We start from the raw sequence: 14,377 nt of genomic DNA on the forward strand, positions 1-14,377 counted from the left end.
CCGTTAACAGAGGATGGTTGTGGCTGAACTGCTGTGCCGGGATATCACTCATTCGCTCACCTCTTTCTCAAACGTCATCGCAGGCCGCTCCACTTTATTGCAGGCCGGAACCGGGCCCGTCTGCGCCGGCTGACAGTGCCCGGGCAGGATTTGCCCGCACGCCCGGGTCTGGCGCACTCCTTCTGCAGCACGGGTACAGACAGGATTAAGTTGGCGTTGCGGCATGACGGGGTTTTCACAGGAATCTCTCTTTATCGTTTGCGGGCACGCTACCGCCCGTCGCTGCTTACTTACCAAAGCGCATCAGGCCTGACAGGCTGATTGTGTGTTTTTGCCAGGTTCGCGCATTTCATCAGCTAACGCTTCTGACCACCCAGGGGCTTTTAAAATATTTCCAGGTTATTTCCTGAAAAGTAGCGTTATTAAGAAGCCAGCAATTAGAGCGGCGTCGCCAGCATGGCGCGATGTTACGATCTCTTCGACCAGCTATTTCCTGATTAAAGTCTTTAATACAGGCAACATTCAGCATCAACTTTTATTCCGAACCGTCCCTGCCAGCATATTTTGCACGCTGAAGATTATGTCCGGGACAAATTAAAATAGCCCGACATTGAAATAATTTTTATTGATAATGATTTTTTCTCCTTCAGAGAATAAACGGCTGCTGTATTACGACTGACAATCGCTGGTGGTTAGAAGTTTTAGTCGTAGATCGACACTCCTCTGTACGCCACCGATATACAGTCTTAAGGGTAAATTAATACGTTAACCCGGCTTTTATTCTGAGTCGTAGCGGCCATAGCAATCTCTTCCTTTGAGGGACCTTAGAAAAAAATAATGAATAGTCTGAATAAAACCATAGTAGAACAAAGCATTATAACAGGTCAACCAGTAAGCCTCCCGCTTTTAACCAGGGTTTCAATTAAGAAATTCAACTCTCTGTAAAAAATACTAATAATTCATTCTGCGTAATGACTAAATTCATAACAGACGTATGAATAAACTTTGCATTCATATATAAATAAAACCATTTAATTGATATAAATCAATGCACGCAAGGGATAATAATTATTCCTGGAACTGAAAACACTCAGCACAATCAGTAGACGTTTAAATATTGTCATGCATACCCGCTGCAAGGGAATAATAATAGAGGGTATTAATATCGTGAAAATAATGGAAAGAGAATTTCATATAAAAGAGCCAAATAATACCTGGCAGTCTCAACGACTGATTACTCGTCCTGGCGAGCCGGACAGAGAAAGCGAGAACAAAAATAGCGCGACTCCATTCTGCCGGCGTGTTTAAAGTATGAGCAGAAATGATATCTCCCATTAATACCGCTCTTCTACACATCGCCGCAGCAGCTATGATTGTAAATTGTGGAGAAACTTCTATTATTTGACTGTACACGTCATTTTTCTGAAGGATTTACATGAGAGTTAATGGACTTACGAAGGGATTTTTCATCCTGATCGTGCTGATCGTCACCCTGGCTTTTTTCGACGTTCTCTCCCCCTATTATTCAGCCATTTTATGGGCAGCCATTCTGGCGGTGATCTTCCACCCGGTGAAAAACAAACTGCGCGATCGGCTCGGCGAGCGCAACGGCCTGGCGGCGCTGCTGACCATCGTCATTATCTGCCTGATTGTCTTTACCCCGCTGGCGATCATTCTTTCGTCGCTGGCCTTCGAGCTCAACGTGGTTTACACCAAACTGCAGCATAATGACACCCAGTTCCCAACCGTGGTAGCCAGCCTGTTTGCTCATCTGCCGGAATGGGCCAGGAGCTTCCTTTCTGAGCATAATCTCGATAGCGCGGAACAGATTCAGCGCCAGCTTTCAGACGTAGCGCTGAAAGGAGGCCAGTACCTGGCCGGTAGCGCATTCTTGATTGGGAAAGGGACCTTCGGCTTTACCGTCAGCTTCGGCATCATGCTTTATCTGCTGTTTTTCCTGCTCAAAGATGGCCCGTATCTGGTCAGACTGATCCTTGAATCCCTGCCGCTATCGAATCACGTGAAGCAGCATCTTTTTGCTAAATTTGCCGCCGTCTCCCGGGCGACGGTAAAAGGCACCGTCGCGGTGGCGCTTGCGCAGGGCGCGCTTGGGGGACTGGCGTTCTGGATCGTGGGGATTGATGGCAGCATCCTGTGGGGCGCCCTGATGGCGTTTCTGTCGCTAATCCCGGCAGTGGGCTCGGCGATTATCTGGGTTCCAGCGGCAATCTATCTCTTCGCGACCGGCCAGCTCTGGCAGGGCGCGTTTATCGTCGGTTTCTTTGTGATCATCGTAGGTCTGGTGGATAACATTCTGCGACCTTTACTGGTTGGTAAAGATACCAAAATGCCGGACTACCTGATCCTGATCACCACGATCGGCGGAATGGAAATTTACGGCATCAATGGTTTTGTTATCGGCCCGCTGATCGCCGCGCTGTTTATCGCCTGCTGGAACCTTCTCTCCGGACGCGATCACGCTGGAAACATTGATGAGCTTGATGAAGATTTCCTCGAAGAAGGTAAAAATCACGAAGAGTAGCAGCGCTGTATTGCAGCGCTTTACAGGTAAAATGCTGCCATCCCGTCAAGTGGCGATCGGCGTTTTATCTGAGCGGTAAATAAGTAAAAACAGCGCGGGACAGCAAAACGCAGGGGGGCACCCCCTGCTCGACTGCGATGAAACCCCGTTCTCAGCGCCCGTCTTAAACCGAGACGTTAAGCTTATGGGAAGTAGTTAACGACTACGCCCCCTCTCATAAACAGAATTTATAACTGCTATTTGTGAAAATTTTGGTAAATTGCACTTATCATTCAGCGGATAAATGCTACTCTTATGCCGTTGAGGATTGATAACAAAGGATTACCCACGTGAAAAAAATCACTACGTTCGCCGCTTCCATGCTGGCTCTTGCCTGCGTTTCCGCCAGCGCCGTTGCAACTGAACAGCCGCTGGAAAAAATCGCTCCCTACCCTAAAGCGGAGCAAGGGATGAAGCGTCAGGTGATCCAGCTGCCGCAGCAGCAGGATGAGTCGACGTTAAAAGTGGAGCTGATGATTGGCCAAACGCTGGAAGTCGACTGCAATCGTCATCGTCTTGGCGGTCAACTGGAAAGCAAAACCCTTGAAGGCTGGGGCTACGACTACTACGTATTTGATAAAGTGACTTCCCCCGTCTCGACCATGATGGCCTGTCCGGATGGTAAAAAAGAGAAGCAGTTTGTGATGGCAGGTCTGGGCGATGCGGGAATGCTGCGTTACAACAGTAAGCTGCCAATCGTGGTTTATACCCCGACCAACATCGATGTGAAATATCGTATCTGGAGAGCGGACGAAACCATCGGCACGGCCGTTGTGCGTTAATCCCTGTACGAGTGAATCCGGCGGCCTGAGCCGCCGGAGAAAAAGTTAGAGCGCAATATCAGCGACCGGTTTACCTTCCGGCAGCGGCTTCAGCTCCGCCTGCGGAACCTCATCAGCCACCGTAACCGGCTCGTAGTGCAGTTCCAGCACTTCGCTGGTCCACGCCAGCGCCTTTTCAATTTCCGCAGCGTTGCCGTCCAGACGCGTACCGTAGCTTGGTATAATCGCTTTCAGTTTCGCCTGCCACTCCGCTGAGTTGACCTTCTCTTTAAACACTTTTTCCATGAGCTGCAGCATAATCGGCGCCGCAGTGGACGCTCCCGGCGAGGCGCCCAGCAGCGCGGCTACGGTGCCTTCGTCATCGCTGACGACCTCGGTACCGAGGCGCAGAACGCCGCCCTTCTTCTCATCGCGCTTGATAATCTGCACGCGCTGGCCGGCCTGCCATAAGCGCCAGTCTTCTTTGCGCGCTTCCGGATAGTATTCACACAGCGCCGCGTGACGATCTTTGTCCTTTTGCAGCACCTGGCTAATCAAATACTTCACCAGATCGAAGTTATCCAGCCCCACGTTGAGCATCGGCATGATATTCGAGGTGTTGGTCGAGGCCAGCAGATCCCAAAGCGAACCGTTTTTCAGGAAGCGGGTCGAGAAGGTTGCGAACGGCCCAAACAGCACCACGCGCTTGCCGTCGATAATACGGGTGTCGATGTGCGGAACCGACATCGGCGGCGCGCCAACCTCGGCCTGACCGTAGACTTTGGCCAGATGGTGATTAACCACTTCCGGGTTCTCACACACCAGGAACTGTCCGCCGACCGGGAAGCCCGCGTACTCTTTAGCCTGCGGAATACCGGTTTCCTGCAGCAGGGTTAGAGCGGCGCCGCCGGCGCCAATAAAGATAAATTTAGCCCTGATAACCCGTTTCTGGTGGCGATTGTTCGCATCCGCCAGCGTTACGCTCCAGCTCTTGTCGGCGTTGCGCTTAAAGCGACGGACCACGGTACCCAGCTGAAGCGAGAAATTATCATGGGTTTGCAGTCCGGCGATCAGCTGACGGGTAATTTCACCGTAGTTCACGTCGGTGCCGACTTCCGAGCGGGTCGCGGCCACTTTCTGCTGCGGATCGCGCCCTTCCATCACCAGCGGAGCCCACTCTTTAATTTGTTGATGATCTTCAGAGTAGCGGATACCGCGGAACAGCTCGCTTTGTTGTAAAGCCGCATATCGAGCGCGCAGGAAGTTAACATTGTCTTCGCCCCATACGAAGCTCATGTGCGGCACGCTGTTAATAAAGGATTTAGGCTTTTTCAGAATGCCCCGGGTCACCTGGTGGGCCCAAAACTGACGAGAAATCTGGAAAGATTCGTTGATATCAACCGCTTTATCGATATTGATACCGTTAGCGGTTTGCGGCGTATAGTTCAATTCCATCAGCGCCGCGTGGCCGGTGCCCGCGTTGTTCCATCCGTTCGAGCTCTCTTCCGCGACGCTGGACATCTGCTCGACCATGGTAATAGACCAGTCCGGCTCCAGTTCCTGCAGCCAGGTTCCCAACGTGGCGCTCATGATGCCGCCGCCAATCAACAATACATCCGTCTCTTGCTCATGGCGGGTGTTGGTCCGAGTGTTATTGGAACCAACCGCCTGTGAGCTGGGTACGGCCATCTTTTTCTTCATCGGATTTGAGCCTTACTTTACTCGCTTTTTTATTTAGCGCAGGTGAAACGATTCTCGGCTTCAAAGGTAACACTGAAGAAAAAAAATTTAAATATTGTTTAAATTTTAAGTTGAGTTTTGAGATCTGTTATAAAAATGTTTAATAAATGTGTATCACAAATCACATTTTGTACTGGTGTCAGCGATGCATCCGCGCTATTATCCTCGGTTTTGTGACCGACCGCACGTAACCAGCGACCGATCATGGCCCAAATTTTTTAAATTCTGCGAAATTTTTTTATGCCCCCTGTTTCTGATTCCGCTACCTCCAGCAACGCTGGCGCATTAGGCCAGATCCTGCGCTCGCCCGCGCTGCTGACGCGTGAAACGCTGGCGGGCGTACTCACCGCACTGGCGCTAATCCCCGAGGTCATCTCCTTCTCGGTTATCGCTGGCGTTGATCCGAAAGTCAGCCTGATTGCCTCCGTAGTGCTGTGCCTGGCGATGTCGGTTCTCGGCGGCAGACCGGCGATGGTCACCGCCGCCGCCGGTTCGGTAGCGCTGGTGATTGGTCCGATGGTGCATCAATATGGCGTCGGCTACATTCTCCCGGCGGTCATAATGGCCGGCGTTATTCAAATTTTGTTTGGCATTTGCGGCATGGCGCGCCTGATGCGCTTTATTCCGCAGCCGGTGATGACCGGTTTTGTTAACGCGCTGGGTATTCTCATCTTTTTTGCCCAGGTACCGCATTTCTGGAGCAAGCAGCCGCTGATTATCGGCCTGTTCGTGTTAACGCTGCTGATTGTGCTGTGGGCGCCGCGCTATATAAAGGCAATCCCTTCTCCGCTCATCGCTATCGTACTGCTGACGCTGTTTACCGTTTTCAGCGGCCAGCTGCTGCCGACCGTCGGCGATGAAGGCTCAATGAGCGGCGGACTACCGGGGTTAACCAGCCTGATAGTTCCTCTGAATTTAACTACGCTGCACATCATCTGGCCCTGCGCGCTGAGTATCGCTTTTGTCGGCCTGATGGAGTCGCTTCTGACGGCAAAGCTGGTGGATGATTTAACCCAAACGCCTTCCAGCAAAGCGCGCGAGAGCGCGGGTCTGGGCTTCGCCAACATTCTCGCCGGTTTCTATGGCGGTATCGCCGGGTGCGCGATGATCGGCCAGACCATCGTTAATGTTGAAATGGGTAAAGCGCGCAGCCGTGTCTCGACCGTTGCCGCAGGCCTGGTACTGCTATTGCTGGTAACCGCGTTAAGCGAAGTGATGGCGAGAATCCCGATGGCCGTGCTCGCCGGCGTGATGGTGATAGTGGCGGTAAAAACCTTTAGCTGGCACAGCATTCGTCCGGCGGAGCTGGCGCGCAATCCGTGGCCGGAAACGCTGGTGATGCTGGTGACCGTCGGCGCGACCGTCGGCACCAGCAATCTGGCAATCGGCGTTCTGGCAGGCCTGCTCTCAATGGCCCTGATCCCTCGCCGTCTGCGCACTCAAGCGCAGGCTACATCAGAAAAAGCGTCGCCAGCCCAAGAAAAATAAAGAATCCCCCGGTGTCGGTAATAGCGGTAATCATCACGCTGGAGCCGACCGCCGGGTCGCGTCCCAGCTTGACCATCACCATCGGGATAATCACCCCCATCATCGCAGCCATCAGCAGGTTGAGCATCATCGCCAGCGTCATTACGCCGCCCAGCTGCGGATCGTCGTACAGCCACCAGGTGATCGCCCCCATAATCCCGCCCCAGACGATCCCATTGATCAGCGCGACGCCCATCTCACGCAGGATCAGGAACGAAAAGCTTCCCGGCTGAATATGCTGTAACGCCATCGCCCGCACGATCATGGTGATCGTCTGGTTACCGGTGTTACCGCCGATTCCGGCGACAATCGGCATCAGCGAGGCCAGCGCCACCAGTTGCGAAATGGTGTGCTCGAAACCATCGATAACGCGGGAGGCGATAAAGGCGGTGCACAGATTGACCGCCAGCCAGGCCCAGCGGGTCTTCACCGCTTTGCTCACCGGGGCAAACACATCGTCATCGTTGCTCAGGCCGCCCATCCGGCGTAGATCGTTATCCGTCTCCTCGTAGACCACGTCAACGATCTCATCGATGGTTAAGCGCCCCATCAGCTTGCCGTCGGCATCAATCACCGCCGCGCTGAGTAAGTCATCTCGTTCAAAGGTACGCGCGACTTTTTCCGCGTCCTCGTGCGGCTGGAAGGTCACCGGATCGCCTTCCATCACTTCCCCCACCCGCTTCTGCGCATCGTTAAGCAGAATGGTTTGCAACTCGAGTTCGCCGAGCAGCAGCTTATTGCGGGTGGTCACAAACAGTTTGTCGGTGTTCTCCGGCATTTTCCCTAGTCGCCGCAGATAGCGCTGTACCGCCGCGAGAGTGGCTTCCGGACGAACGGTAATGACTTCAAACTCCATGATCGCGCCGACGGTATTGTCGGCGTAGCGCATCATCTGGCGAATACGCGCGCGCTTATCCGCGGGCAGCGTGGCCAGCAAACGTCCGGTCAGATCGCGCGGCAGGTGCTGCAGCAGGTAGACCTGTTCATCAATATCGAGATTTTGCAGCGCGAACAGCAGGTCGTGATCGCTCATCTCCTCGATGAGGTCGCCCCAGACGCTTTCCGACGCCTCCAGCAGCACTTTGCCGCGCTTGTCATCGGCGACCAGCCGCCAGAGCGCGTTGCGCGCATCATAGGGCAGCGCTTCGAGCGCATCGGCAAGATCCGGCGGCGGCAGGTGTGAAACCAGCATTTCCACTTCCGCCAGATCGTCGGCCAGGGTACTGTCATCGTAGCGTTCAGCGAGGGTTAATTTACCCAGCAGTGAAGATGTGACGGCTTTATCGGTGCTCAGGAGCCAAATGAGGCGGGCGCGCTCTTCATCGCGCAATCTGGCGCTTTTTTTGTGCAAAACGGACATCGGTCAGGCAATCCTTGTAAAAATATCTGTCAGACCAGCAGGCCGGAAGCCTTAAGCATAGCGCGAGGAGGCGGAAATAATAACCGCTATGAATTCGGTCGACGGAAAAAACAGCAGCCTGCAGATACCCCGGAGGTCGACTGACGCCTCCGGGACGGCGTAAACCGATCAGGCGGTACGGGCAACCGCATCGCGGGTCGCCAGTTCGCGCTCATTTCCGGTCAGCTCTGAGAGCTGGCCGCCGCGCATTTCCAGCAGCCTGTCGGCGTGCTGAAAGTAGTGATCGTCATGGCTGATGGCAAAGAGGGTTTTGCCCATCTCCTTCATCAGCGGCAGCAGCACCTGATAGAATTCGCGGCGGAAATGGGGGTCCTGATCTGCCGCCCATTCATCCAGCATGATGATATCTCTGTCTTCCGCTAACGCCAGCAGCAGCGCTACGCGCTTTTTCTGCCCTTTTGACAGCTTCAGGTCGAGAATTTTGCCATCGTCCAGCCGTAGCTTATGGTTCATTTGCAGATAGCCCAGCCACTTCTCCACCAGTGCCGGATCGGCCGCCTTCCCTTCCGGTCCCAGCAGCCTGTCGAACAGCCAGACGTCGGTAAAGACCGCCGAGAAAAGCTTGCGGTAATCTTCCGGCTTATCCGCCGCCATCGGCTGCCCGTCAACCAGGATCTGCCCAGAAACCGGCTGATACAAACCGGTCAGCAGCATGGCCAGCGTCGATTTTCCGCTCCCGTTGCCGCCAATCAGGAATACCAGCTCGCCGCGCCTGAGAGTCAGATTAATCGGCCCGACCGCAAAGCTGTTGTCGGGATAATGGAAGATAATATCGCGCAGCTCGAGCGTCTGCCAGTGGGGGTACACCTGCGCCTGCGGGAATTCAGCGCGGTAGGGCGCGAGCGAAAACTTATTCAGCTTATTGAATGCCACCTGAGCGCTGAGCAGAGTCGGCAGCGCGCCAACCGCAGAGAGCAGCGGCGTGCGCAGGAAGAGCAGCGTCAACGAATAGGTGGCCGCCACCGCCGTATCGGCCCAGCCCAGGCTGTTAGCCATCCAGAAGACCAGGCCAATCGCGCCCAGCATCATAATATTCGACCAGTTGACCGCGCTCAGATGGAAGGTATCGGCGCGGACAATATGGTGGCGGTATTCGCGCGCGTCCGGGAGATAGAGCTGATTAAATACATATTCAGCGCGCTCGCGATTAAGGGTGAGCTCTTTGCGTCCTTCGAGAACCGTTTGATAATCGTGATACAGCTTATCTTCGGTTTCGCGCAGCGAGGCCATGTGCTTGTAGACCCGCGACACCAGCACAAATCCGCCCCAGATGGTTAACGCCAGCCACAGCGCGGTAACCAGCATCATTTTTCCTGACAGCCAGGCCAGATAAGCGGCGGAACCAAAGGTCAGAATAATCCCCTGTACCAGCTCCGGCAGACGCACGAAAGCAATGGTAATGTTGCGGATGTCGCTGGTTAACCCGGCCAGCAGCGACGCGCTGCCGATTTTCTCGATCTTCTCAATTTGCGTATCCAGAATGCGCTTAATAAATTCCCCGCGCAGGCGATAAACAAAATGGTGGCCGAGCGTAGTAAGCGCCAGCTGCGAGCCAAGGGTGACCGCCATCAGCAGCAATAATAGTCCCAGAAATTCCGGCAGTACCGTCAGGGAGGTATCGACGATAGTTATCAGGCGCAGGTTAATAAAGGCGATAAGCCCAATACCCAGCGCCGCGCTCAGCAGGCTCAGGGCAATGACGGAGATAAACGGCCAGCGGTACTGACGCCAGACAAGAAGAAGAAGTTCCATAACGCGTAATCCGGGCAAGCAAAAACAGCCAGCAGTTTAAACTGCTCGACGATGACAGCAAGAATAATTCTTATTTTTATTCTTTATTCCCTGCCAGGCGGAAAGTGAGATTGTAGCGACAGGAGCCGGTATCCGGATGAACACCCTCTTTTAGCGGCTGAATGCCGTGGTAAAACAGCCGTGATTCGCCGCCCCAGACCACCACATCGCCGTGCTCCAGCAGCACCCGCTGTAGCGGATCGCTACGCCGCAGGCCGCCAAACTGGAATATCGCCGGCAACCCCAGCGAGACGGAGACGATCGGCGCCCGCAGGTCGCGCTCGTCTTTATCCTGATGCAGCGACAGCTTTGTGCCGGGCTGATAGCGATTAATAAGACACGCATCCGGGGTAAAGTGCGCATAGCCGCCCGCCGCCGCCGCCTCTGAGGCCAGCTCGCGGAAAAGCGGCGGCATCTGCGGCCAGCGCTTTTCCGTCAGCGGATCGTCGCTGGCATAGAGATAGCCGCGCGCGTTCGTGGTCCAGCCCAGCTCGCCACAGTTAGTCATCGCCACCGACATCGTATAGCCGCCGGGGGTAACCATCTGACGAAAAGGCGAACGATGAGCAATATCGGTGATTGCCTGCAAAAGCGCTGGCGCGCGTTCACGGGCGTAGCGGCGCAAAATTATCGCCCCCGGAGCCAGTTGCTCCTGCCAGGGCGGCGTATCGGCAAAAAGATCGAGCATTATGTCTCCTCGTATTGCGCTTCTCGCGCCAGCAGCAGCGCCTTACGCGCCGTTCCCCAACGATAGCCGGATAGCGCCCCACCCTCGCGAACCACACGATGACACGGGATAACCAGCGCCAGCTTATTGGCGGCACAGGCGCTGGCCACCGCCCTCACCGCGCGGGGACGCCCCATACTTTGCGCCACCTGGCGATAGCTGCGGGTCTCCCCCGCCGGGATCTGGCGCAGCGCCTGCCAGACCTGAAGCTGGAAAGCCGTGCCGCGCAGATCCAGCGGCAAAGAAAACGGCTGGCGATGATCGTTAAGATGAGAAAAGACCTGCGCAACCCGCAGGCGAAAGACTTCATCGCCTGGATGCAGTCGCGCATTGGGGAACAGGCTGGCTAATTGATCATACAGCGAGCTGTCGTTATCTCCCGGTAGCACGGCACAGATTCCCCGTTCGCTCTCAGCCACCAGGCAGCGCCCCAGCGGCCCGTCGCCGCATACCCAGGTAATGTCCATATTCTCACCGCCGCGGCGAAACTGACGGCCAGTCATCCCCAGCGCGGCGTCAGCCTGCTGATAGTAGCTGCTATTATCCGGGAAACCGGCGGATAGCGCCGCGTCGGTAATTTTCGCCCCCTGCCCTAACGCTTCGCGTAAACGGCGAGCGCGCCAGGCCTGTTGCCAGGCTTTGGGGGTCATACCGGTCACGGATTTAAAGAGGCGGTGAAAATGAAAGGGGCTAACCGCAAGCTGGCGTGCCAGTGCTTCCAGCGTGATCGGCGTCTCCTGCTCCAGCAGACGGCAGGCGGCAGCGACTTTCTCTACCTTCTGCTGCTGCGGATCGCTGTTTTCCGGCTGGCAGCGTTTGCACGGGCGAAAGCCTGCCGCCTGCGCGGTATCGACATCAGGATAGAAGCGAACATTTTCCCGCAGCGCGCGACGAGAGCGGCAGGACGGACGGCAGCAAACGCCGGTAGTCAGCACGGCAAAAACGAACTGACCATCGGCGCCGGTATCCCGTTCGCATACTGCCTGCCAGCGGCGCTCATCGGTATCAAACATTATCGGTTTCATCACGGACTCCTGCTGTAAGTGTAACTTCAGTCTGGGCCGAAGTCCGTTAGCAAAAACCCGAAATCTTGCGGTTTAATTTTTCTCGCCAACCAGGAAAGCGCGGAACTGCGGAGACATCCAGGTTTTAAACCCCTCCCCCTCTTTGACAATCATATAGACCGCCAGCCCCTGTTCACGCACCACCTCCTGCGCTTTTTCCGGCCCCAACACCATCAGCCCGGTATCCCAGCCATCTGCTTCCAGCGCCGTCGGAGCGATAACGGTCACCGAAACCAGCTTGTGATCGATTGGTCGCCCGGTTTGCGGATCGATGACGTGCGAGATGCGCTTGCCGTCCAGCTCATAGTAGTTGCGATAGCTGCCCGAGGTACTGATACCGTGGCCGTTAATATCGACGATCGCCTGTACCGCATTTTCGCGATCGGTCGGTTTCTGGATCGCGACCCGCCACGGTTGACCTTCGGCATTCATGCCCCGGCTCACCAGCGCCCCGCCCACCGAGACCAGGTAGCGCGAGATCCCCTCCTGTTCCATCAGGCGCGCCAGATGATCGGCAGCGTAGCCTTCACCGACGGTGGAGAGATCGACGAACAGATCCGCAATGTCTTTTTGCAGATACTGCCCGTCGGCCCGGTTGATCACCGTCAGATGCTGTAAGCCGCTACGCGCTTTGGCATCGGCAATCTGCTGCGGATCCGGCGTTTTTACCGGCTGTTTGTCCGGGCCAAAGCCCCATAAATTGACCAGCGGCCCGACGGTAATATCCATAGCGCCGTGAGTTTTAGCGCCAATTCGCAGGGACATCGTCACGATATCCGCCATCGCCTCGCTGACCGGCCAGGGCGATGTCTCCGGCGAATGGTTAAAGCGCATCAACGCTGAATCGTTCTTCCAGGTGGAAAGCAGACGATCGTCAGCATCCAGCTGAGCCTGAACTTTCTGACGCAGCGCCTCGGCCTTCGCCTGATCAAGGTCTATGACGCTGACCCGCCAGAATGTGCCCATGGTTTTACCGTCCAGTACGGTAGCGGCGGATTTTGGCGTCTGGGGAGAAGTGGCTGAATCACAACCTGAAAGTAATACCAGGGCCCCGAACAGGGCGGCGCGGAAAAATGTCATGTCCATAAAATTGGCTTCCTCTTGCTAAGGCCCAAAGAGTACACCAGCAAGGTTAAACCGGGCATAAAAAAAAGGCGCCATCGGCGCCTTTTTTCAAACTTCAGCGTGCTTAGAACTGGTAAACCAGGCCCAGAGCAACAACGTCGTCGGTAGAGATACCGGCACGACGGGTGAACTCGTTGTCGTCCAGCAGGTTGATTTTATAGTCAACGTAGGTGGACATGTTTTTGTTGAAGTAGTAGGTCGCGCCTACATCAACATATTTCAGCAGATCCTGATCGCCGAAACCTTCGATGTCTTTACCTTTGGACTGCAGGTAAGCCACGGACGGACGCAGACCGAAGTCGAACTGGTACTGAGCAACCACTTCGAAGTTCTGCGCTTTGTTAGCAAAACCACTGATGGAGTCAGAATTACCGTTACCGCTGAAACGAGTGGCATTGTAAGTCTGGGTGTACTGAGTCGCCAGGTAGATGTTGTTGGCATCATATTTCAGACCGCCGGTGTAGGTTTCAGCGTTGTCACCACGACCTTTGGAGAGGTTATTCTGATCGCCATTACGTTTGGAGTGAGAGTACGCGAAACCAGCGCTGATACCGTCGTAGATATCATAGGTCAGGGAGGTGCCGTAGCCGTCGCCATTCTGTTTCAGAGCGCCACGACCGTTGTTGGTCGGGGAAGTACCTTCACCGCTTACGCTGCCGTTTTTACCCTGATACTGCAGAGCAAAGTTCAGACCGTCAACCAGACCGAAGAAGTCGGAGTTACGGTAGGTCGCCACGCCGTTAGCGCGAGACTGCAGGAAGTTATCAGAACCGTAGGTGTCGCCGCCGAATTCCGGCAGAACGTCGGTCCAGGAAGTCACGTCGTATACTACGCCGTAATTACGACCGTAGTCGAAAGAACCCGCGTCGCCGAATTTCAGACCCGCAAATGCCAGACGAGTCCAGGATTGATCGCTGGAGCCTTCAACATTGTTTGCCTGAACGTTGTATTCCCACTGGCCGTAACCGGTCAGTTGGTCGTTGATCTGAGTTTCGCCTTTGATGCCCAGACGCATGTAGGTCTGGTCGCCATCGGAAGATTTGTCGTCAGAGAAATAGTGCAGACCGTCGATTTTACCGTACAGGTCTAATTTGTTGCCATCTTTGTTATAGACTTCAGCCGCATTCGCTGCGCCTGCTACCAGCAGAGCCGGTACCAGGAGGGACAGTACTTTAACTTTCATGTTATTAACCCTCTGTTTGTTATATGCCTTTTATTATTGCCACTGCTTACTGATTACCCTTCTAATCAGTCGGCTATTTCATTGTGCTGCAAAATGCAGAATAATCCAACAAGAATATGATACTAAAACTTCTAAGATGTTTCAAAATACCCACAAGATGTTTCAATTTGTAAATGCAAGGGAACTTTTTTTCTGCCACAAATGCGCAACTAAATAAGCACTAATAATCAAAAAATAAAAATTTTCAATCCCTGTCAATGAGTTACATGGTTACATCTCTATAGCACTGAATGGTAAAACAAAATTCTCGTCTGCGACTAAAATTAATCCCGCTATCATCATTAACTTTATTTATTACCGTCATTCAGTTCTGAATGTCTGTTTACCCCTATTTCAACCGGATGCCTCGCATCCGGTTTTTTTTACCCTTCTTTACACATCTTTAATTATTCCATGCT

The 14,377-nt window shown here is 54.3% G+C and carries 11 protein-coding genes; 3 read left to right on the forward strand and 8 right to left on the reverse strand.

Features of this window, described 5'->3' with window-relative positions; translation table 11 throughout:
- Positions 1 to 48: 48 nt before the first annotated feature.
- On the reverse strand, positions 49 to 225 hold the full coding sequence (locus ABLV12_RS13830; protein WP_158414380.1) for a hypothetical protein: 177 nt from the start codon (positions 223 to 225) through the stop codon (positions 49 to 51).
- A gap of 1,210 nt (positions 226 to 1,435) precedes the next feature.
- Between ABLV12_RS13830 and ABLV12_RS13835 the strand changes: the two genes are divergently transcribed.
- Both ABLV12_RS13835 and eco read left to right on the forward strand, forming a co-directional pair.
- Positions 1,436 to 2,542, forward strand: a complete 1,107-nt coding sequence (locus ABLV12_RS13835; protein WP_004103976.1) for an AI-2E family transporter — start codon at positions 1,436 to 1,438, stop codon at positions 2,540 to 2,542.
- A 329-nt stretch (positions 2,543 to 2,871) separates the two neighbouring features.
- On the forward strand, positions 2,872 to 3,363 hold the full coding sequence (eco, locus tag ABLV12_RS13840; RefSeq protein ID WP_064396397.1) for a serine protease inhibitor ecotin: 492 nt from the start codon (positions 2,872 to 2,874) through the stop codon (positions 3,361 to 3,363).
- A gap of 45 nt (positions 3,364 to 3,408) precedes the next feature.
- Here eco and mqo read toward each other — a convergent pair whose 3' ends face one another.
- Entirely contained in the window at positions 3,409 to 5,043 is a 1,635-nt protein-coding gene (gene mqo / locus ABLV12_RS13845; protein ID WP_064396398.1) for a malate dehydrogenase (quinone), read from the reverse strand.
- Positions 5,044 to 5,322: 279 nt separating this feature from the next.
- Between mqo and ABLV12_RS13850 the strand changes: the two genes are divergently transcribed.
- On the forward strand, positions 5,323 to 6,570 hold the full coding sequence (locus ABLV12_RS13850; protein ID WP_348867110.1) for a SulP family inorganic anion transporter: 1,248 nt from the start codon (positions 5,323 to 5,325) through the stop codon (positions 6,568 to 6,570).
- Here ABLV12_RS13850 and mgtE read toward each other — a convergent pair.
- From mgtE to ABLV12_RS13880, 6 genes are all read right to left on the reverse strand, one after another.
- The gene (mgtE, locus tag ABLV12_RS13855; protein WP_160886042.1) at positions 6,533 to 7,969 is read right to left on the reverse strand and encodes a magnesium transporter; all 1,437 of its coding nucleotides are present in this window, start codon (positions 7,967 to 7,969) and stop codon (positions 6,533 to 6,535) included. The genes ABLV12_RS13850 and mgtE overlap by 38 nt on opposite strands.
- Before the next feature lie 168 nt (positions 7,970 to 8,137).
- On the reverse strand, positions 8,138 to 9,781 hold the full coding sequence (locus ABLV12_RS13860) for a multidrug ABC transporter permease/ATP-binding protein (protein WP_348867111.1): 1,644 nt from the start codon (positions 9,779 to 9,781) through the stop codon (positions 8,138 to 8,140).
- Positions 9,782 to 9,857: 76 nt separating this feature from the next.
- Positions 9,858 to 10,508, reverse strand: coding sequence for a DNA oxidative demethylase AlkB (gene alkB / locus ABLV12_RS13865; RefSeq protein ID WP_004103987.1), 651 nt, complete (start codon positions 10,506 to 10,508; stop codon positions 9,858 to 9,860).
- On the reverse strand, positions 10,508 to 11,572 hold the full coding sequence (gene ada, locus ABLV12_RS13870; protein ID WP_004103989.1) for a bifunctional DNA-binding transcriptional regulator/O6-methylguanine-DNA methyltransferase Ada: 1,065 nt from the start codon (positions 11,570 to 11,572) through the stop codon (positions 10,508 to 10,510). Before ada ends, alkB begins: the two co-directional genes overlap by 1 nt.
- 72 nt (positions 11,573 to 11,644) lie before the next feature.
- Positions 11,645 to 12,697 (reverse strand): FAD:protein FMN transferase ApbE, encoded by a 1,053-nt coding sequence (apbE, locus tag ABLV12_RS13875; RefSeq protein ID WP_004103991.1) that lies wholly within the window; start codon positions 12,695 to 12,697, stop codon positions 11,645 to 11,647.
- Between the two features lie 103 nt (positions 12,698 to 12,800).
- Positions 12,801 to 13,919 (reverse strand): OmpK36 porin, encoded by a 1,119-nt coding sequence (locus ABLV12_RS13880; RefSeq protein ID WP_032728567.1) that lies wholly within the window; start codon positions 13,917 to 13,919, stop codon positions 12,801 to 12,803.
- Positions 13,920 to 14,377: the final 458 nt, after the last annotated feature.

Source organism: Klebsiella sp. CN_Kp100, from assembly GCF_040065315.1.
GTDB classification, from domain to species: Bacteria; Pseudomonadota; Gammaproteobacteria; order Enterobacterales; family Enterobacteriaceae; genus Klebsiella; species Klebsiella oxytoca.